The organism is Pantoea sp. USHLN298, from assembly GCF_037149395.1.
GTDB classification, from domain to species: domain Bacteria; phylum Pseudomonadota; class Gammaproteobacteria; order Enterobacterales; family Enterobacteriaceae; genus Pantoea; species Pantoea astica.
Map to the genome: position 1 here is coordinate 255,033 of NZ_JBBCRO010000003.1, position 23,217 is coordinate 278,249.

Genomic DNA, 23,217 nt, shown 5'->3' on the forward strand with positions numbered 1-23,217 from the left:
TCTTTCTGGTTGACGCAGTTATGTCGGGCGAGCGCAGGCCGCCCGTTTCCGCTGGCCGGAATCGGTTACCCGCAGGTAACAAGGATTAATGAATAGGCTGCTAAAAAAGCAGCGAAAGAAATTATGACGTCAGATTCAGTGCAACCGGCGGCGTGGCGCCGTTTTCTGCCCCTACCCTAATCTTTCATATTAATAATGAATAGTGGCGAAAATCTGGAAAATGAAATTATCACGGGGGGTAAATAAAAAAAATCAGCGGGTGCTCACACACCCGCTGATTTCATCAGCATTGCTGACCTTTTAGCGGAGCTAGACGATATGCACTTGCAGGTTATGCTGCACCAGCACGTCGCCGAGGGTGTTATCGCTGGTCAGCGCCGAGTTGTGGTAAACCTCAAAGGTTTGCCCCTCAACCGTGCGCTCACCGGTCACGGCCCAGACGCCGCCGTTACTGTTCGCCAGCGTCACCTGGCTGCCATCGGCTCCCTTGATCATCAAATCATCACTCTGTTTATCGGTAATGCTGAGTGCCTCATTGAGATCGAGTTTCACCGCGTTAGTGCCGGTTTTCCCCAGGTCAAGCACTTCAATGTGCTCCACTTTCAGGCCGAGCGTGGTGAGATCCAGGTTCAGATGCTCGCCGTTCAGCACCAGCGTATCGGTGCCAGCGCCACCATCAATGTGAGTAAAGTTGAGGTCACTGACCGTCACGGTATCGGCCCCGCTGCTGCCGGTCACTGACGCGCCCTCCAGCGTGCTGCCATCGGCCAGGGTGATTACCACGCCACCAATGGTGTAGCTGGCCTCCTCTGTCGGCGCGGCGGCGACGACGGCGGTCTCCGTAGCGTTGGCGCTGTCACTGCTGCTGACCGGCGTGACGATATCCGCCTCCGTGGTCAGTGTGGACACCACGGCAGCGTGAGGGGAACTCTCCTCACTGCTGCTGGCGTGCTGCGTTTCTCCACTGACACTGGCTACCGTGGCACTGTCATCGGCCACCGAGAACAGCGCCACCGACTCGCTGGCGGCAGTGGTAATCGGCAACAATGACCCTAACAGCAGGGTATTGGTGGTCGAATAGCTGTTGCCTGCCACGTCAGTGATGGTGACTTTCGCCAGCGTACCCAGCGACAGCAGCAGCCCGCCAACCGACAACAATGATGGCGCGAAGTTAGCCGAGTAACGTCCCAGCGCATCGGTCGTGGTATTAATCGTCGGTCCGTTGCCGCCGTTGCTGAGCAACAGCGTGACGCTGACTTTCGACCCCTGCGCCGCGTTCAGCGATCCGCCCTGTACCGTCAGTCCGGTCAGTAACGAGGTCACGACACTGAGTACCGGATCGGCTCCCACCAGCGGCGTATTGTGCGACAGCGCGGTGAAGCTGCTGTTGCTGGTGACGGTGTTGCCGCCAATGTCGGCGACCGTGACGGTGAGTGGATGACTGCCGTCCGGGATAGCTTTCAGCGTCGCTGACGGCACGCTGATACTCCATGCCCCGTTGGCACCAATGGTGGTGGTGAGGACATTACCCGCCACGTTCACCGTCACCGTGCCGCCGACGGCATTGGTGCTGGTGCCACTGATGGTTTTCGGCGCATCGGCTTCCGCGATATTCAGATAACCATCGCCGCCAAAGTAGCTGCTCAGGCTGACCGTTGGCGTGGTGTGGCTGACCACACCCAGCGAGGCCGAACCGCTGCCGCTAAGGCCCGCGCCGTTGGTGACGCTGGCGGTGACGGTCTGAAGGCCATCGCTAATGGCAGCGAGATTTGCTGCCGGGACAGAGAGGCTCCAGTTGCCGTTGCTGCTCACCGTGGTGCTGTAAGTCTGGCCGCCCAGCACCACGCGCACCACCGATCCTTCCGCATTGGTGGCGCTGCCGCTGATGGTTTGCGCGGTTTTCACATCGATGGCGCTCAGTGCATTGTCACCAAACAGGGAGGTGATGGCGACGGTAGGCGCGGTATGCGCAATCACGCTCAGCGCCCCGCTGCTGTTCACCACATTGCCATAGATATCGGTACCGCTGACGGTGACGGTTTTGCTGCCGTCGGTGATAGCAGCCAGATCGGCTTTCGGCACGCTGATACTCCAGCTACCGCCGCTCACCACTTTGGTGGTATAGGTCAGACCGTTCAGCGTGGCGCTGACGGTTGATCCGGCCGACAGGCTGGAGCTGCCGCTGATGGTCTGGTTCGAGACCAGATCCGCTGCGCTCAGTACGCCGTCACCGAACACCGTATTCACCGACAGCGTCGGCTGAATCAATCCCAGCGATACGCCAGCGCTGCTGCTGCTGGTGTTGCCTACCGGATCGGTGACCGAGGCGCTCACCGTAAAGTTGCCGCTCAGCAGCGTAGAGAGCACCGCTGGCGTCACCGTGGTCGAGAAGCTGCCGTCGGCGTTCACCAGCGCGGTGGCGGTGGTGTTGCCAATCGCCAGCCGGACGCTGCTGCCTGCCGCCACACCCGATACGGTGCCGCTGATGGTCTGGGTCACCAGCGACTCCGCCAGGTTCAGCACCCCATCCCCAAACAGCGGATTGAGCGTTACCTTAGGCAGGTTATGAATGCCCACCAGCGCGCCCGCGGTGGCAGTGCTGGTGTTGCCCGCGCTGTCCGTCACGCTGACCCCGACGGTGAGATTGCCATCGGCAATGCCCTGCAACAGGGCTGGCGTCAGCGAAACGTTGAAGTTGCCATTCGCATCGGTGACGGTCACGAACTGCTGCGATCCCACAGAGACCACGACACGCGATCCCGCTTCCGCCCCGCCAACCGCACCGCCGATCACCTGCGTCACCAGCGCATCCGCTACGTTGAGCAGACCGTCACCAAACAGCGGATTAACGGTGATGGTGGGCAGCAGAGTATCGACCCGGATACCGGCACTGGTGCTGGCGGTATTGCCCGCCGCATCGGTGACCGAAGCGCCGACCGTCAGGTTACCCTGCGCCAGCGTGCCTAAAATATCCGGCGTCACCGTGGCGCTGAAGGCGCCGCCAGCGCCCACGGTGGCAGTGAGCTGACTGTTGCCGACAGTCAGCGTCACCACCGATCCCTGCGCAACATTGTTCACCACTCCACTGATCACCTGGCCGGTGGCAATATCTGCCAGGTTCAGCACGCCATCACCAAACAGCGAGGTCAGGCTGATGGATGGCGTCTGGGTAAAGATGCCGATAGATACGCTGTTGGAAGCCACGTTACCCGCCGGATCGGTGACGCTGACGCCCAGTGTCAGGTTGCCATTCAGCAGTGAACTGAGATCGCTGCCCGGCAGGTTAACGCTCCAGTTACCGCCCGCCTGCACCGTGGTGGTGTAGCTGCGGCTGCCGAAGGTGACGGTGACCTGCGAACCGACGGCGGCATTTTCAATCACACCACCGATCAGCTGACCGGCACCAGCTTCAACGATGTTGAGCAGGTTATCGCCGCCAAACAGGCCGGCAAGGTCGCCGACCACCGGCACGGCATCGACAATCGCCGTGACGGTTTCCGGTACGGTACGGACGTTCCCGGCGGCATCGGTCAGCGTGATGTTCAGCGCCAGCTCGCCGTCGCTCAGCAGCCCCAGTACGGAAGGCGGTACTACAATCGCCCACTTGCCATCCTGACCCACTGCGGCTGACAGCGTCGTTCCGCCCAGTACAACCGAGACCGTCGCGCCGACTCCCGCCGAGGTCGCGACCCCGGTAATGGTCTGCGCCACCGTGGTATCAATGGCGCTCAGCGTTCCATCGCCAAATACCGAGTCGACCACCAGCGTCAGCAAACTGTTGACTACTTTATTCACCGTCAGGGTAGCATCGGTCTGGTTACCGCTGACGTCATTGACTCGCACGCCAAACACCAGCGCGCCATCATTCAGGCTCGACAACACCTGCGGATCGACATTAAGGGTCCAGAAGCCATCGGCGCCCACCACCGCCGTGGCAATTGGCGCGCCGTCACCCAGGTAGAGGCCAATGGTCTGGCCTTCTGCGCCCTGCGCGCTACCGGTCAGCACCTGATTAACCACCAGATCTGCGGCATTGATCAGGTTATCGCCGAGGAAGGCATCAATCAGGATCAGCGGTGCCGTGGTGTCAACCGTTACCGTCTCACTGACGGTGGTGACGTTACCGGCGGCATCCGCCAGCTGGGCGGTAATCGGGGTGGATGCGCCATCCGGCAGGGCCTGCATATCGCTGGCCGGTACCGTGGTGGACCAGTTGCCATTGCTCTGCACAATCGCGTTATAGGTTTTGTTATTAAAGGTGACCACCACCGTCCGCCCGACTTCAGCGGTATCGGCGGTGCCGCTGATCACCTGACTGGTAGCACTTTCAGCGGCATTGATCCGGTTGTCGCCGGTAAAGTCGTTAAGCGTCAGCGTTGGCGGCGTCAGATCGATCTGTACGCTGCCCTGGGTCGTCACCGGCGTCGTGCCGTCGGTGGCATTGACGATAATGGTTGCGCTACCGCCCGTGCCAAACGCCGTGACCGGCAAGGCGACGGTCGCCCAGCTGCCATCACCATTCAGGGTGGTGCCATAAGTTTCGCCATTGATCACCACCGAGACCACGCCGCCCGCGCCCAGGTTAGCCGAGGTGCCGCTGATCACCACCCCGCCCGCCTGGTCAGCGGTACTGATAATGTTATCGCCAGAGATCGTTCCCAGCGCCACCAGCGGTCCTGCCGGTGGTGTGAGATCAACCGCGAAGGTCACATTCTGACTGATGCTGTTGCCCGCCAGATCGCTGACGCTGACTGCCAGCGTGGTGGTCGGCTGCGTGAAGGAGGCCATCTGTTCCGGCGTCAGAGTCAGGCTCCAGTTGCCGTTTGCCCCGACCACCGCCGTACCGAGTGTGGTGGCACCCAGCGCGACGCTGAGCACGCTGCCCGGTTCAGCCCCGTTCGCGACACCACTCAGCAGTTGCGGCTGGATGCTCTCGCTATAGTTGAGGATGTCATTGCCGGCAAAGGCACCCACAGTCAGCGTCGGTGGCGTAGTATCGATCACCAGCGAACTGTTGATGCTGCTGCTGTTACCGGCTGCATCGGTTGCCGTCACGGTGACCGGATAGCTGCCATCGGTTAACAGCAACAGCTGTGCACTCTCCAGCGGCAGCGTCCAGCCGCCATCGGCGGTCACCACGGCGGAGTATACGTTGTTGCCGATTGTCACCTGCACGCTCTGGTTCTCACCCGCCTCACCGGTGGTGCCGGTCAACGTCACGCCACTGGCGACATCGGCGGCGTTAATGCTGCTCTCCGGCACCAGCGTCGGCAGCGGTGCCGTGAGATCGGCGCTGAACGGCAGCTCTGCCGTACCGGTGTTGCCCGCCGCATCGACCACGCTGACCGTCAGGGTATGCGCACCGTCGCTCAGTGAGTTCAGGGCGTTGCCCGGAATAGTGACCGCCCAGTTTCCCGCACCGTCTACCGTTCCGGTGTAGCGTGCCCCATTGAGATCGACCGTGATGCTCACCGCCTGATTATCCCCGACGCTGCCGGTGGTGCCGGTCAGCGTTATGCCTGCCGCCGCTTCACTGATGTTCAGCACGCTATCCGTACCCAGTGCGCCGTCGTTAAAGGTCGGTGCAGGCACCGTGACCTCGGTCACCACGTTCAGCGCCGTGCTGTCGGTGTTACCGGCAATGTCGCTGGCGGTGACCGTAATGGTGTGGCTGCCGCTGGTGAAGGTCGCTAACTGCGCTGGCGTCAGCGTCAGCGACCAGCTGCCATCGGTCTGTACCGTCGCCACCAGCGGCTGATCGCCATTAAAACCGGCGATCACTACGTTCACCGTCTGCCCGGCACCGGTGATGCCGGTTGTTCCGCTCAGCAACTGCTCGCTGCCAGCTTCAGCCGCACTAAGCGCACCGTCGCCAAACGGCAGATTAAGGGTAACGTCAGGCAGCGTGTTAACCGCCACCAGCACATTACCGCCGGTGCTGGCGCTGTTACCGTTGACATCGGTGACCGTTACGGTGACTGGCCAGTTACCGTCCGGCAGCGACTGCAACAGGGCCGGTGGCAGATCCAGCGTCCAGCGGCCGTTATCTGCATCAAGGACGGCGGAATAGACCGTACCATTGACCGTGACCGCCACGGAGGCCGGATTGGTGATGTTGAGCGCGCCGGTCAGCGTTCCACCGGCAGCCGCTTCGTCCGCATTGATACGGCCATCCGTAAACGGCGTATCCAGCGTTGGCGCGGCAATCGGCGTAATCGCCGAGACAAAAGACTTCGTCGCGTCAATGCTGTTACCCGCGCGGTCAGTGGTGGTCACGGTAAGGGTGTGCTGCCCGTCGCCAAGAATCGCGATGTACTCTGGCGTCAGACTGGCGGTCCAGTTGCCGTTCTCATCAACCGTCACCGATAACGGAATCCTGTCATCACCGACCGTGACGCTGACCGTCTGGCCGTCGCCCACTGCGGTCGTGCCGGTAATCAGCTGAACCGTTGCGGCTTCACTGCTGTTGATCACGTTATCGCCGAACAGCGTGGTGGCAAACGTCGGCGCCACTGGCGGCGTCAGCAGAATTTCGACGCCTGCCGTCGCCTGCGCCGGGTTACCGGCCGCATCGCTGGTGGAGACCACAACCTGAGTCTGGCCGTCTGGTAAGGCGGTCAGCGCACCCGCCTCCAGGTTCAGCGTCCAGTTGCCGCTGGCATCGACGGTGGTGGTAAAGGACTGAGTGCCGATGGTAATCGTCACCTGACTATCCGCCGGCACGCTGGTGCTGTTACCGGTGAGCGTTAGCGCACCGGCGGCATCATCGGCGCTGACCAGACCATCACCGAAAGGCGTGTTCAGGGTGATGGTCGGCAGCGTATTGAATGCCACATTCAGTGATGTGGTGGTGTCGATGGTGGTGTTACCGGCAGCATCCGTGACCGAGACGCTGATTGGATTAGGGCCGTCAGTGAGCTGCTGTAAATCCCCGGCCGGCACCGTGATTGTCCAGACGCCGTCGCCGTTTGCGGTAGCGGTATAGGTCACGTTGTTCAGCGTTACGGCCACCGGCAGGCCGATATCGGTGTTGCCGGTAATGGTCAGATCCTGCAGAGACTCGACCTGATTGAGGCTATCACCGGCGCTGACCAGGATGTCAGTCAGAATCGGCTGCGTGGTATCCAGGCTGATCTGCTGGGTTGCGCTGGCCGGATTGCCCGCCACGTCACTGGCTGTCACCGTCACGGTCTGACTGCTGCCCGAGGCCAGGTTATCGAAGGCGGTCGAAGGAATGTTGACTGTCCAGTTGCCATTCGCATCAAGCGTGGTGGTGTAATCGACCTGATTGAAGGTCACCGTGACCAGCGTGCCGCTGACCAGTTGGGTGCTGGTGCCGCTGACCGCCACCTCGCCCGCAGCTTCGTTGGCGTTGATCACATCATCACCCGCGACCACATTGACGCTGAGCGTCGGCTGGGCCTGATCGCTGGCGACCACCACCAGATTACTGCTGCTGCTGGCAGGGTTACCGGCAACATCAGCAGAAACCACCACCAGTAGCTGCTCACCATCCGGCAGATTCCCCACATCCGCCGCCGGAACGGTCACCGTCCAGCCGCCACCGGCGACGACCGTACCGCTGTAGTCGGTGTTGTTCAGCGTAACCGTGACCACCTGACCTTCAGCCAGATTGGTGCTGGTACCACTGATAATGAGATCGTTTGCCGCTTCCGCCTGATTGAGGTAATTATCGACGCTGATTGGCCCGATAGTCAGGGTTGGCAGCGTTGCACCGTCGGCATCACGGGTCAGCGTCTGGCTGGTGCTGATCGAATTGCCTGCCGCATCGGTAAGCGATACCCCAACCAGATAGCTGCCATCCGTCAGCCCCTGCAGCACGCTGGCTGGCAGTGTCAGCTGCCAGCTGCCGTCTGACAGCACCTGCGTCTGATAATCCACATCCTGGAAACTGACGGTGACAACCTGACCCGCATCGGCCACAGAGGCGGTGCCGCTAATCGCAACATCCTGCAGCACCTCCAGCGAGTTAATGATGTTGTCGCCGCCGATGGCGTTAACGCTCAGCGCCGGTAGCGTGAAATCCACCGTGACGCTGCTGGTCAGCGAGCCGCTGTTACCGGCCGCATCGCTGACGTTCACCACCAGCGTGGCGATACCTTCGCTCAGCCCCTGCAACTCTGCCGCTGTCAGCGTCACCGTCCAGTTGCCCTGCGCATCGACCGTGGCGGGATAATCGGTGTCGCCCAGCGTGACAATCACCGTCTGACCTTCGCCGATCAAACCGGTGGTGCCACTGAGGGTCTGGCTGGAGTCAGCCTCGTTGCGGCTCAGATAGCCATCACCAAACGGTGTTTCAATGCTGACCGACAGCGAACCGGTTGCCACATTGATCTCGCGCGTTTCGGTTACCGGGTTGCCCGCCGCATCACTGACAGTGGCAGTGAGAATATAAAGGCCGGCCGGAATCCCTGCCAGCGCGCCAGTCGGTAGCGTCAGGCTCCAGTCGCCATTTGCCGTTACCGTGGTGGTCCAGATCTGATTATTGAGCGTCAGGGTGACCAGCTGGCCTTCGCCGGCATCACTGCTGCCGCTCAGGATAACCGGTGCGTTGCTTTCGGCGATATTGACGATGTCATCATCCGCCACCGCATTCAGAATTAAGGCTGGTGGCGTCAGATCCACCCGCACAGTGCCGTCGGTGGAGGCGGTATTGCCTGCCGCATCACGTACCGTCACGCTGTAGCTGATATTCTCTTCCGGCAGATCGGCCAGCGCGGCGGCGGGTACCGAAATTGACCAGTTGCCGTTGCTGTCAGCGGTGGCGGTATAGGTGCTGCCATTCAGCACCAGGCTGACGGTCTGGCCGTCACCGGTCGCCCCGGTGGTGCCGTTCAGGGTCTGAGCGAGGGTGATGTCGCTGCTGTTGAGCGTGCCATCGCCAAACGCGCTGGTGATCGTCGGATCGGGCAGACTGGTCGCCAGTACGGTGAGCGTCGAGCTGCTGCTGAGCGTCGCGCCACCGCTGTCGGTCGCGGTGACCGTCAGGGTGTATGCGCCATCCGCCAGACCGGCCAGCGCATTGGCCGGTACGATCAGGCTCCAGTTGCCGTTCGCCGAGACCTGCGCGGTGTAGCTGACATCGTTAAGCAATAGCGTGATCGTGCCATTCAACGGCACATTGACCGAGGTGCCGGTCACGATCAGCGACTCACCCAGCTCCTGGGCATTCAGATAGTTATCATCACTCAGCGCATTAATCGCGAGGCCGGAAGCGTTGCTGTTGACGTCGAAAGTCAGCGTATTGCTGGCGGTGTTACCCGCCACGTCGCTGACTGCCACCGTGAGGCTGGCGCTACCGTCAGCCAGCGCACTCAGTGCACCGGCTGGCACGGTCAGGCTCCAGGCACCACTCGCCTGCACCGCCGCGCTGTAGACGTTGTCGTCAAGGGTGACGGTGACCAGTTGCTCCGGTTCAACATTGGTGGTGGTACCCGACAGGCGTTGATCGGTCTGCCGCTCCGCGCCATCTACCACATTATTGCCGGCAAACGCATCCAGCGTCAGGGTTGGCAGGCTGGCCGGTTCGACTTTCAGCGCCAGACTGGTGCTGGTTGTGGTGCTGTTGCCTGCCGCATCGCTGGCGGTCACGGTCAGCGGATAGCTGCCGTTGACCAGGCCGCTGTAAATGGTGGCGGGCAGCGCCAGCGTCCAGTTGCCATCGGCGTTCGCCGTGGTGCTGAGGCTGATGCCGTTAAAGCTGGCGACAATCAGGGCGTTAGCTTCACTGCTGCCGCTCAGTGCCAGCGGCTGCTGGCTCTCTGCGGCATTGATGATGCCGTCCGACGGCGTATTCAGGCTGAGCGACGGTGGCAGCGTATCAACCACCACGCTACCCACTGCCTGACTGCTGTTGCCGGCCACATCGCTGACCACAACGGTGTAGGCGGTTTCACCCTGTGGCAGAGCTGACAGCGCTGCAGAAGGGATAGTGACCTGCCAGTTACCGGCCTCATCGACCGACCCGCTGTAGCTGACGTCACCCAGCGTCACGCTGACCGTCTGGCCGTCGCCGCTGACGCCGGTGTTGCCGGTGATGATGCCGCTGGTCGTCGCTTCCGCACCGTTGAGAATATTGTCACCAAAGGCGTCGCCTGCGGTGGCGACGGGCAGTGTGGTGGCGATGACGGTAATGACCGAGCCGGTGGTCGCCAGCGGCGTACCACCAGCATCGGTCACGGTGGTGGTGACGGTCAGCGGACCGTCCGGTGCCGTGGTAAAGGTGCCTGCCGGTAAGGTCAGGCTCCAGCTTCCGTCTGCCGCCACGGTGGTGGTGACGGTGGTGCCATTTGCTGTTACCCCGACGATGCTGCCTTGCGGCAGACCGCTGGTGCTACCGCTTACCGCCACATCGCCAGTCAGTTCACTGGCGTTGAGGTAGTTATCGCCGCTGATCGGTGCCAGAGCGACAGAGGGCTGGGTGGTATCGACGCTGAAGTTAAGCGGGCTGCTGGCGGTATTACCCACCGCATTGATCACGCTGACGGTCAGGGTCTGACTGCCTTCGCTCAGACCGGCCAGCGCACCGGCCGGCAGCACAATGCTCCAGCTGCCGCTGGCGTCCACTACACCACGGTAGTCGGTGCCATTGAGGGAGACGCTAACCTGCTGTCCTGCTTCCACGTTGGTGGAAGTGCCGCGCAGGGTCAGCGGTTGCAGCTGTTCGGCAGCGCTCACCACGCCATCACCGGCAAAGGTGTCACTGTCAATGGTCAGCGTCGGCTGGAGTTCCGGCGCATTCACCACGTTCAGATCGATGACCTGGCTGGTCTGGTTGCCATTGGCGTCGGTTGCGGTGACGGTGAGTACATTACTGCCCGACGGTAGCGCGGCCAGATCGTCAGGGGAAATCTGTAACGTCCACTCGCCATTGACGCCAACGGTGGTGCTGTAGACCGTATCGTTCAGTCCGACCGTAATCTGATCGCCATTCTGACCGGTGCCGCTGATCACCAGTGGCTGCGTCAGATCACCAACGCTCAGGGCGTTATCGCCGCTGACCGGCTCGACGCTCAGCGGCGGCGCGGCAGTCGCCACGCTCAGGGTCGTGCTCTGGCTGCTGCTGTTGCCTGCGGCGTCACTGACGGTGACCACCACCGGATAGCTGCTGCCGTTATTCAGACCCGCCAGTGCGGCTGGCGGCAGGGCCAGCGACCAGTTACCGTCGATATTGACTGTGCCGGTATACGTGACGCCGTTCAGCGTCAGGCTGACCCGATCACCTTCACTGCCGGTTCCGCTAAAGCTGAAGCCGGCCGCCTGTTCCGCGCCGTTGAGCACGCCGTCACCCGCTGGCGGATTAAGGCTGAAATCCGGTGCGGTTGTATCAACGGTCACCGGCAGGACGCTGCTGTTGCTGTTACCACCGACGCTGGTGACCGTGACGTTAAGGTCGTAGCGGCCATCGTTCAGCGCCTGCAAATCGGCGCGTGGCACGGTGACCGTCCAGCGTCCGTCGTCAGCGACAATCGCCTGATAGGGAACATCATTCAGCGCCAGGCTGACACTGCTGCCGGGCGCAACGATGCCGCTGATCGTCAGATCGGCGTCAGCCTCCGCGCCATTAATGATGCCATCACTGGCAATCGGGTTGACCACCAGCGTCGGAGTGCCGGTATCGACCGTCAGCGGCACCGTGGTGCTGGTGCTGTTGCCAGCCAGATCGACGGTAGTAACGGTGATCGGATTACTGCCCTGGGCAAGATTTTGCAGGGTCGATGGCGGCAGGATCAGGCTCCAGTCACCATTCGCTGCTACCGTTGCCGGATAGGTATTGCCGCCGACGCTAACGTTAACCGCCTGGCCTGGCGTCGTGGTCCCGGTCAGCGTCTGTGTTGTGCTGGCTTCAGCACTGTTAAGCACGCTGTCGGTAAACGGCGTATCGATTGCCGGAGCAGCCAGCGGCGTGGTCGCCACCAGCAGCGTCTGGCTGCTGGTGACCTCACCTGACGTCACGGTCACCGTGGTGCTGCCTTGCGGCAGGTTAGCCAGATCCCCCGCCGGGACGGTGACCGTCCAGGCGCCCGTTTCATCGGTGGTGGCGCTGTAGACGGTGCCGCCCGCCACCAGCGTCACGCTGACCACGCTGCCGACAGGCAGGTTGCTGGAGCTGCCGCTGACCGTCAGATCGCTCAGCGCTTCAATCGCGTTAAGTGCATTATCTTCACTCACTGGCGCAATCGACAACAGCGGCGCGTCAGTGGTAATAACGGTGAACTGCCCTTGGGCAGGCTGCGCCGGGTTACCGGCAATGTCCGAAATTGCCACCGTAAAGGTTTTTTCACCGGCCGCGCCCAGCGATCCCGCCGGCAGCGAGACGCTCCAGTCGCCATTTGCCAGTACTTCGCCATCATAAGACTGACCGTTGAGGGTCAGCAGCACCGGCGTACCGGCCGGAACGCCGGTCACGCTGCCGGTGACCAGAATGTCACTGAGCTGTTCCGCGCTATCGACCTGGTTGTCAGCGGTGACCGGATTGATGGTCAGCGCTGGCTGCGTTGACGCCAGCACGGTAACGTCAGACAGTACGCTGCTGCTGTTGCCGTACGCATCCGTAAGGGTCACGTTAACCGGATAGATAGCGTCAGCCAGCTGGCCGATTACCGCCGCCGGCACCGTGACGCTCCAGTTGCCGCTGGTATCGACCGTCGTGGTGTAGACCGCGCCGTTAAAGTCGACCGATACCGTATCGCCAGCACTGCCGCCACGTCCGTCGAGGGTCAGATCCTGGCTGTGCTCAGCAATATTGATATAACCATCGCTGCCGGGTGTGGAGAGATCCAGCAGCGGTGGCGTGGTGGCGAAGGTCACTGCATCCGCCGTCTGGCTGACGTTGCCATCGCTGTCGGTGGCGACTACCGTAACCGTCTGCGCACCATCCGGCACCTGCGCCAGATCGGCAGCCGGAATGTTAACGCTCCAGTTGCCATCCTGGGTGACTACCGCGCTGTAAGTCTGTCCGTTAAGGGAGACGAGAATCTGATCGCCCTGATCGCCGGTACCGCTGACGATCAGCGGCTGCTGCGCATCGGCAATGTTGATCACACCATCATCCGTCAGATCGTTCAGGGTCAATGCGGGCAGCGCGGTCGCGACCCGCAGATCAGTAGATTGCTCGCTGCTGTTACCGGCGGCATCGGTGACGGTAACCGTTACCGGATAGGTCTGATTAGTGAGCGCAGCGAGATCGGAAACCGGCACCGAAGCGGACCAGTTACCATTCTCCTCCACCGTGGCGGTGTAGGTTTTTTCGTTCAGCAGCACCGAGACGGTATCACCTGCCGTGCCGGTACCGCCAATCAGCAACGGTTGTGTCAGGTCACCGTTGCTGAGCACGCCGTCACCACCCGGGACTGCGACCGTTGCGACCGGCAACTGGGTACTGACCGCCAGCGGCTGGGTCTGGGTGATGCTGTTGCCGCTGGCATCGGTCAGGGTGACGCCTAAGGTGTAACTGCTGCCATCCGCCAGCGCCTGCAGCGCGCCGGACGGTACGGTGACGGTCCAGTTGCCAGCATCATCCACCGTGGCGCTGTAACTCTGGTTATTCAGCACCACCGACACCACTTCGCCCGGCGCAGCGCCGGTGCCGCTGACCGGCAGCCCGGCCGCGACTTCGCTGCTGTTGAGAATGCCGTCACCGCCAGCCACCGCCGCCACAATCAGATTTGGCAACAGCGTATCAACGCTGAAATTCAGGGTCTCCTCAACGCGGTTACCCGCCTCATCGATAACGGCGATGTTCAGGCTGTTGGCGCCCTGCGGCAGCAAAGCGAGATCGCTGGCCGGCAGTGCCAGGCTCCAGCTGCCGTCGGCGTTCACCGTGGCGCTGTAGGTTTTGCCATTGAGTTCCAGCTCGACCTGCTGACCCGCTACCGCTTTGCCGGTCGTGCCGCCGATCAGCTGATCGCTGCTGGCCTCGGCGCGGTTGAGAATGCCATCACTGAGCGCGCTGGTGTTCAGGTTGATTTGTGGCTGGTTACTCACCACCACGTTAAGCGGTGCTGAATCGGTCAGCAGCGTGTTAGTCGCATCAAAGGCGGTCACCGACACCGACTGGACCCCATCGGCGATACCGGCCAGAGCGCTGGCCGGGACGGTGACGCTCCAGAATCCGTTGCTGGTGACCACGCCGCTGTAGGTGCTGCCGTTAAAGGCGACCAGCACGGCCTGCCCGGCGGCGACGCCAACGGCTGAACCGGAGATCAGCAGATCGCTGCCGATCTCCTGCTGGTTGAGGAAGCCATCGCCGCTTAACGGCTCGCTGATGGTCAGTACGCCCGGCTCGCCCGCGGCTGGCGCGATGTTGATCTCACGGCTGTCACTGGCGGCGATGCCTGCCGCGCTGCTGACGCTCACCGCAAGCGTGGTGGTACCTGCCGCCAGTGCGCTTAGCGCCGCAGACGGAATCTGAGTGCTCCAGCGACCATCCGCGCCAACCTGCGCACTGTAACTGTCGCCTGCCAGCGTGATGGTGACGGTTTGCCCCGCTTCGACGTTAAGGGTGGTGCCGGAGAGCGTCTGATCGACAGCTTTCTCGCCGTTGTCCAGCAGATCGTCACCGGCAAAGGGATCGATCGTAATCGCTGGTGCGCCAGGCTCGGGTGAGGCTTCGACCACGATGCCGCGGCTTTCGCTGGCCCCGACGCCCGCCAGGTTATTCACGGTAGCGCTTACGGTGGCGCTGCCGGCAGCCAGTGCAGCCAGCGCGCTGGCCGGAATGGTCAGACTCCAGCTGCCGTCCGCCGCTACCGTGGCGCTGAAACTCTGATCGCCGAACGAGACCGTTACCGTCTGCCCTGCCTCGACGTTGGTGCTGCTGCCGCTCACTATCTGATCGGTCGCTTTCTCGTCATTATTCAGCACATCATCAACCGCAAACGGATCGATGGTCAGCGTGGGAACGTCAGGCGCGGTCGGCGAGGCTTCGACGGTGATCGGCAGGCTTTCGCTCACGGCGGTGCCTGCCGCGTTGCTGACCGTGACGATCAGCGTCGTGGACCCCGTAGCCAGTGCGCCAAGCGCATCGGCCGGAATGCTGATATTCCAGCTACCGTCGCCGCTGACGGTGCCACTGTATGACTGGCCGCCCAGCGTCACGGTCACAATCTGGCCCGCTTCGACATTGGTGGTGGTGCCGGAAACCGCCTGAGCGTCCAGCTTCTCGTCGTTGCTCAACAGGTTATCGTCAGTAAACGCATTCAGCGTCAGGGTCGGCGTGCCGGGTGCCGTCACCGGTGGCTCAACCACAATGTCACGCGTTTCGCTTACCGTCGTACCAGCCAGATCGCTAACCGACACGCTCAGCGTGACGCTGCCTGCGGCTAAAGCCGCCAGCGTCGGGGCCGGAATGGTGACGCTCCAGCTGCCGTCTGCGGCCACCGTGGTGTTGAAGGTGGCACCGCCCAGCGTCACCGTGACTGGCTGACCGGCTTCAATATTGGTGGTGGTGCCGCTTAGCAGCTGAGCGCCGGTTTTCTCGCTGTTGCTGAGAATATCATCACCGGCAAACTGATTGAGGGTAACGGTCGGCTCGCCCGGCAGGGTGAGCGGTGCCGCGACGCCGATCGGCAGATTGTCGCTGATCGTGGTGCCGGCAGCATTGCTGACCGACACCGTGATAGTGGTATCGCCCGCCGCCAGCGCGGCCAGCGCCGTGGAAGGCACCGTCAGGCTCCAGCCGCCATCGGCATCGACGCTGGCGCTGTAAACCTGGCCGCCGAGAGTCACGTTAACCAGCTGACCGGCTTCAATATTGGTGGTGGTGCCGCTCAGGATCTGATCAACGCTTTTTTCATCGTTGCTGAGCAGGTTATCACCGGCGAAATCGTTAATCGTCAGGGTCGGGATGGCTGGCCCGGTGCCTGACGCTTCCACCGCGATATCACGCGTTTCACTGACGCTGGTGCCGGCGGTATTACTCACCGTCACGCTGATGGCATTCGAACCGGCGGGTAAATTGCCCAGCGCCGCTGCCGGAATCGTCACCTGCCAGTTGCCGGTATTATCGACGATACCGAGGTAGTTCTGTCCGCCCAGTGTCACGGTGACCTGCGCGCCCGCTTCAATATTGGTGGTGGTGCCGCTTAGCGTCTGGGCCGTGCCCTTTTCATCGTTGCTAAGGATGTCATCGCCGGCAAACTGACCAATCGCCACGGTGGGTTCGCCTGTCGGGGTGACCGCCGCTTCAACGGTAATGGGCAGCGCGGTAGTGGCGGTGCTACCGGCCGCATTGCTCACCGACACCGTGATAGTAGTATCGCCCGCCGCCAGCGCCGTCAGTGCCGCGGCAGGCACGGTAAGGCTCCAGTTGCCATCCGCGCCGACGCTGGTGCTGTAAGTCTGACCGCCCAGCGTCACTGTAACGATCTGACCGGCCTCAATATTGCTGGTACTGCCGCTCAGCGTCTGGTCGCTGGTTTTTTCGATATTGCTTAACTGGTTATCGCCGGCGAAATCTGCCAGCGTCACGCTGGGCACGCCCGGCGTAACCGGGGTTTCAACGCTGATGTCACGGTTTTCGCTGGCTTCGACGCCGGCCAGGCTGGTGACGACAACCGAAATAGCCAGCGTCCCTGACGCCAGCGCATTCAGCGCCGCTGCCGGTAGCGCCACGCTCCAGCTACCATCTGCACCCACGGCGGCGGTGTAGGTCTGATCGCCAAGGGTGATGGTTACGATCTGTCCCGCTTCAACGTTGCCGGTGCTGCCGCTCAGCGTCTGATCGCTGTTTTTTTCGTCATTGCTGAGGATATCGTCGCCCGCAAACGGATTGATGGCGATAACCGGAACGCCAGGCTGAGTAACTGGCGCGTCAACGCCGATCGCCAGACTGCCCGTTACGGCGGTGCCTGCCGCATTCGCCACATTGACCGTGATGGTGGTGCTGCCCGCCGCCAGCGCGACCAGCGCATCTGCCGGAACGGTAATCTGCCAGCGACCGTCGGCAGCTACGCTGCCGCTGTAGCTCTGGCCGCCCAGCGTGACGGTAACCACCTGACCCGCTTCAATATTAGTGGTGGTCCCGCTCAGGATTTGATCGACTGTTTTCTCTGCGTTGCTGAGGACGTTATCACCGGCAAACGGATTGATCTCCACACCTGGCGCACCGGGCTCGGTAATCGGTGCCTGGACCTGAATCGGACGGCTTTCGCTGGCCTCGGCGCCCGCCTGGTTGCTGACGGTGGCGGTAATCGTCTGGGTGCCCTGCGCCAGCGCGCTAAGGGCTGCAGGAGAGAGGCTGACGCTCCAGCTGCCATCTGCGCCAACCGTGGCGTTAAAACTCTGGCTGCCCAGCGTGATAGTAACGAGCTGGCCAGCCTGCACATTGCTGGTGCTGCCGCTCAGCGTCTGGTCGGTGGCTTTTTCGCTGCCGCTCAGAATGTCGTCACCGGCAAACGGATTGATAGTCAGAACAGGTGCATTGGGGGTGCTGTCGGCCTGCTGAACGGTGATCCCCAGAGTAGCGGAAGCGCTGGCCCCGGCGGCGTTACTGACGCTGACGGAAATGGTGGTCGCGCCCGCCGCCAGCGCGGCCAGTGCCGCGGCTGGAATAGTGACGCTCCAGCTGCCATCAGCGCCGACGCTGGTGTTATAGGTCTGACCGCCAAGCGTGATGCTGACCGGCTGACCCGCTTCGACGTTGCTGGTGCTGCCTGACAGCGTTTGCGCGCTGGTTTTTTCGCTGTTATCCAGCAGGTTATCGCTGGCAAACGGATTAAGAGTCATGGCTGGAGTGGCAGGCGTACCGGGATCGGTTTCCGGCGCGGCAACGTTTATCGGCAACGTACCGCTGGCGCTGGTGCCCGCCGCATTGGTTACGCTGACGGAAATGGTAGTAGTACCGGCGGCTAGCGCGGCCAGCGCACTGGCCGGAATAGAGACGCTCCAGCTGCCATCCGCAGCGACGCTGGCATTGTAGGTCTGCCCGCCGAGGCTGATGGTCACAATCTGACCCGCTTCAACGTTGCTGGTGCTGCCGCTCAGCAACTGATCGGTCGATTTTTCCGCATTATCCAGCAGGTCGTCGCCGGCAAAGGTATTCAGCGTAATGGCGGGCGCACCGGGCGTTCCCGGATCGACGGGCGTGCCAGGATCGGTGCCATTGTTGTTATCGCCACCGCCACCACCACCGCCGCCACCGCCGCCGGCACCGATGGCGAGGCCCGCTAAGCCCAGCACGCCGAGACCGCCAGCGGTGATCACACCCATTGATGAGTTGGTATTGTCGGCCAGCAACAGCGGTTCCACGCTGTCGAGCGATTCATAGGTCGGCGTCACTGAGGTTGAAGCCAGGTCCGCACCTTCTGCGGTCTGCGGGAACAGCGCATGCTCCGGCGGGTTAACGCCATCATCAAAAACCAGTTCGCTGTGTTCGCCCTCGGCGTCATCTAAGAAAAATTTCTGGTAGCGCACCGTGCTGCCGTCGCGCATATGCAGAACCAGATCGTCGCCCTGGCGTTCGTACTGGGTCACCATTGCACGCGTGCCGCTAATGCGGACCACGCTGGGTTCGGCGAGGTTAATAGTTTGTGATGAACCACCGGTTATCTGCGAGATGAGCGTGCCGTTTTCGCGCGAAATGATATCGACCCGGCCTTGCGTGAGTTCTGCCATGTGTAACCTCTACTTCACCAGATTAGCTAATATACTGAATCTAAAAACATAAAATATTTTTATGCTTGTAGTATCCACACATTCTTTCGCCTTCTGTCAGACAGAAAGCGTCTTAGCCCGGTGTATGTAAAGGCAGTCAAGCCAGATGTTGCCGCGCATCGGGATGAAACTGATACATGGCGATATTTTTATTGGATTATTTGATCATCGTTATACGCAAAACGCAGCGGTCTCGTCTGCTTAATCTTTAAAGTAACTGAGGCATAAATCAATTTCAATGTGTAGATTTCGTTATGTTTTAACATTCATTTCATAAGTAATACTTGAAATAAGGCATTCAGAAAATTTGCTTCATCGTTGTTTTACATGTCAATTTGTTGCAGGAAGTTTCCAAAAAGGATGCGGAAAGGTTAAAAATCAACCTTTGCCAGCGCTTTAGAGCAGCCGAAAAGAATTTCTCAATTAAGCGATTCAGCCAACAATTATCGCTGGCCCTGAAGGCGCGTTTTTAGGTCAACTGGTTGAAAAACAGCGATCAAATTTGGCTTAAGTCACATTCTGCGTTGCGAACTTAGCCAGGAAAGTTCTGGAAAAAATCCGCGTCAGGCTAAAAGTCGGTAAACTCGCGGTTTTGTTACGCATCTGCTGCATCCACTCCACTGATAATAATTGGTGCGGCGGATGCCGGTTTTCATGGCCGCGATGCTACACTTTTTCGCTTTGCCACTGACGAATCTGAGCTATGACTGCACTGGACGCTGCACCGCAAAACAAACATCAGAGCCGCCTGAACTGGGGCACGCGCACCATCTTTTTGATCAATGGCTTAGGCATGTCGGCCTGGGCACCGCTGGTGCCGTTTGCCCGCGATCGTCTGCAGCTCAGCGGCGCATCACTGGGCGCGCTGCTGCTCTGTCTGGGCCTGGGTTCGCTGGCCGCGATGCCGGTAACCGGCACACTGGTGGCGCGGTTTGGCTGTCGTCGGGTGATGGCCCTTTCAGCATTGCTGGTACTGGCGATGATGCCGCTGCTGGCCACGGCGGATTCCCATCTGGTGATGGCTGCAGCGTTGACCTTTTTTGGTGCCGGTCTGGGGATGCTGGATGTGGCGATGAATTACCAGGCGGTACAGGTCGAGAAAGCCGCAGGCAAACCGATGATGTCTGGCTTCCACGGTTTCTTCAGCCTCGGCGGCATTCTGGGTGCCGGTGCCGTCAGCCTGCTGTTGAGCCTGAGCTTCACCCCGCTGACCGCCATTCTGGTGATCATGGCCGTGATGCTGCTGCTGTTAGTGTGGCGCCTGCCCGGCTTGCTGAATGAGCGCTTACACCAGCCCGATCAACCCTGGCTGGTGATCCCCCGTGGCTGGGTCGCCTTTCTCGGCCTGCTCTGCTTTATCCTGTTTCTGGCAGAGGGCGCGGTTCTGGACTGGGGCGCGCTGCTGCTGTTGCAGAATCCGGCCATGTCGCCGACTTATGCCGGTCTGGGCTACGCGCTGTTTTCGCTGGCAATGACGCTGGGCCGCTTCAGCGGCGATAAGGTGATTCACCGTTTTGGCCGTTATCCGGTGATGCTGACCGGCGCGCTGACGGCTGCTGCCGGCATGAGCCTGGCCGTCTGGCTGCCGTGGCCGGAAGTGGCCCTGCTGGCTTTTCTGCTGGTCGGGTTCGGTTTGTCGAACACCGTGCCGATGTTATTCAATGCCGCCGGGAATCAACGGGATATGCCGGCGAACCTGGCGATTTCTGCCATGACAACGCTGGGATATGCGGGTATTCTCTCAGGTCCGGCTTTAATCGGATTCATTTCACAATGGATCAGCCTCAGCGGCGCGTTTTTATTGATTGCGCTATTGCTGTTAGCTGTGGCCGCCAGTGCGCGAAAAGTTGCGCGATAATTCAGGTATCAGACACGCTATGTTGCCTTACAAGTTTCCCCTGACATCCGGCAATGTCACCCGCTTCTTTGTCGTTTTTAATCTGGTGCTGCTGCTGGCGCTGGGCTTTATGGTGCATAACTCGGTCAACGCCTGGCTGACCAGCAAACGTTACGCCATGACCGATCTGGCGCGCGACGTACAAAAACGCATCGATGCCTACCGTTTTGCCACCTGGCAGATTTATGAAAACCTCTCTACCAGCGCAGCGGGCGCCGCGCCCAGCGCCAATCTGCAGGAGACGCGGCTGCGTCCTGACGTCTATTATCTGGAAAAAACCCGACGCAAAACCGAAGCGTTGATTTTTGGTTCGCATGACAGCAGCACGCTCGACATGACCATGCGGATGTCCAATTATCTCGACACGCTATGGGGCGCGGAAAATCCGACCTGGTCGATGTACTTTCTCAACGGTCAGGATAACAGCCTGATTATGATCTCTACCCTGCCGCTGAAAGATATGGCAACCCGCTACAAAGAGAGCGCCATCAGCTCGATGGTGGATGGCCGCCGTGCGGAAATGTTGCAGCAGGCCAATGCGCTGGATGAGCGCGAAAGTTTCTCGGCGCTGCGTCATCTCGCCTTTCAGAACGATCACTACTTTACCCTGCGCACCACCTTTAACCAGCCAGGCCATCTGGCAACCGTGGTGGCCTTTGATCTGCCGGTCAACGATCTGATCCCGCAAAACATGCCGCTGGAGAACTTCCAGCTGCGCCAGGACACGACGTTGCCTGCTGCCACTGCCAGCGATCAGCAGGAGTCAGAAAATACCCATATTTCGCTGGTGAATCCCAATGTCGAAATTGCCGCCACGCTGCCGAGTACCTCGCTGCAGCTGGTCTATCGGGTGCCGATTAGCCGGCTGATTATTGATACGCTGCATAATCTGCTGTGGCCACTGTTGATCAATCTGCTGCTGTTCCTGCTGTCACTGGGTGGCATGGTGCTGTTGCGCCAGCAGTCACTGCGGCCCAGTGAGAACCAGAGCGCGGAACTGGACTCGCTGCGGGTATTAAATGAAGAGATTGTTGCCAGCCTGCCGGTCGGCCTGCTGGTGTATGACTTCGCCAGTAACCGCACTCTGCTAAGTAATAAGATCGCGGAACATCTTCTGCCACATCTTAATCTGCAGAAGATCATTAATATGTCCGACCAGCATCAGGGCGTGCTGCAGGCCACCATCAATAATGAAGTGTATGAGATTCGTCACGCCCGCAGCGTGCTGTCGCCTCATACTCAGCTGTTTATGATGCGCGACCAGGATCGTGAGCTGCTGGTGAATAAGAAGCTGCAAAAGGCGCAGCAGGTACTGGATCGTAACCATCAGATGCGACAGCAGCTGCTGCATAACCTCGGTCATGCCCTGAATCAGCCGCTGGAAAAAATTGTCTCGCAGCTGGTCCAGCTGAGTCAGCGTGACAGCGATGAAACCGTGCTGGACGTGCTGGATGAGAGTCAGGGTCTGGCGCGCCTGGTCGACGATATCGTGCTGCTTAACCGGCTGGAGGCGCACGACTGGTCACCGGACGCGACGGTATTCAGTCTGCAGGAGCTGCTGGATGAAATCGCGCTGGAAAGCCTGCCGCTGATGCGGCGTAAAGGGCTGGCGCTGGTGGTGAACAATCATCTGCCGAATGATGAAATGCGCTTTGGCGATCGCCGGGCGCTGCGTAAGGTTCTGATCACTCTGATGCACTACTCGCTGACTACCACGCGCTGGGGCAAAATCACGCTGGAAGTCAAAGCAGCGGATAAACAGGCCGACCGCTTGATGATTGAGCTGGTCGATACCGGTGCCGGCCTGACGGTGGATGAGCTGGCGAATGTCGACTTCCCGTTCCTTGGCGATACCCGCCAGGATCGTTATGGTCAGGCGTCAGGTATGGCCTTCTTCCTGTGCAAACAGCTGTGCAAGCAGATGGGCGGCAGTCTGGATATCGTGGCGAAAGCCGATATCGGCACCCGCTACAACATGCAGCTGCCGCTGGTGCTGGAACAGAAAACCGAAGAGGAAGAGGAAAAAATTCTCGATGGCGTCACCGCGCTGGTGGAGATTGCCGTGGAAGACGTACACAAGATCGTCTGCCGCCATCTGGAAAACTGGGGTGCGCGTTGTCTGACGCCAGACGAGCGTATTTCCGGGCAGGATCATGATGTGTTGATCACCGATGATCCGACCAAACTGAGCGGCTGGTCACTGCTGCTGGCCGGTGATGAACCCGGTCATCATGCGCTGAATGACCAGCAGTATCGGGTTAATTTCAATCTCAGTAATGCGCTGCTCGATGCATTGCTGGCGCTGATTGAGAAGCAACTGTCACACGATGTGATGGAAGATGATGCTGAAGAAGAAGCGGCCACGCCATTGATGAGCGGCGGCTATTTCCAGCTGTTTACGGAGACAGTACCGGTTGATGTAAAGAGACTGTATACTGAGTCGGCGGAAAAGGACTACGCCTCGCTTGCTCAGACAGCGCATCGCCTCAAGGGCGTGTTTGCCATGCTCAATCTGACTCCCGGCAAACAGCTTTGTGAAGAGTTAGAACACCACATTAAAGCGTGTGACGATTCAAACATTAAAAATACCACCAGTGATATTGACGCTTACGTCAATCAACTGCTGCAGCAAGGTAACCAATAAG

Annotated in this window: 3 protein-coding genes; 2 read left to right on the forward strand and 1 reads right to left on the reverse strand. The window is 60.5% G+C overall.

Annotated elements, in window-relative coordinates:
• Positions 1-309 precede the first annotated feature (309 nt).
• The gene (locus tag WFK59_RS09160; RefSeq protein WP_336755640.1) at positions 310-18,636 is read right to left on the reverse strand and encodes an Ig-like domain-containing protein; all 18,327 of its coding nucleotides are present in this window, start codon (positions 18,634-18,636) and stop codon (positions 310-312) included.
• Between the two features lie 742 nt (positions 18,637-19,378).
• Between WFK59_RS09160 and WFK59_RS09165 the strand changes: the two genes are divergently transcribed.
• Together WFK59_RS09165 and rcsD are read left to right on the forward strand one after the other, a co-directional pair.
• Positions 19,379-20,533: an MFS transporter gene (locus tag WFK59_RS09165; RefSeq protein WP_233987550.1), complete on the forward strand. Its 1,155-nt coding sequence runs from the start codon at positions 19,379-19,381 to the stop codon at positions 20,531-20,533.
• Positions 20,534-20,555: 22 nt separating this feature from the next.
• Entirely contained in the window at positions 20,556-23,216 is a 2,661-nt protein-coding gene (gene rcsD / locus WFK59_RS09170) for a phosphotransferase RcsD (RefSeq protein WP_336755797.1), read from the forward strand.
• The last annotated feature ends 1 nt before the right edge of the window (position 23,217 follow it).

Bases quoted from the DNA above. Each gene is read 5' to 3' on its own strand.
- WFK59_RS09160 (WP_336755640.1), bottom strand. From the start codon at position 18,636: ATGGCAGAACTCACGCAAGGCCGGGTCGATATCATTTCGCGCGAAAAC.
- WFK59_RS09165 (WP_233987550.1), top strand. From the start codon at position 19,379: ATGACTGCACTGGACGCTGCACCGCAAAACAAACATCAGAGCCGCCTG.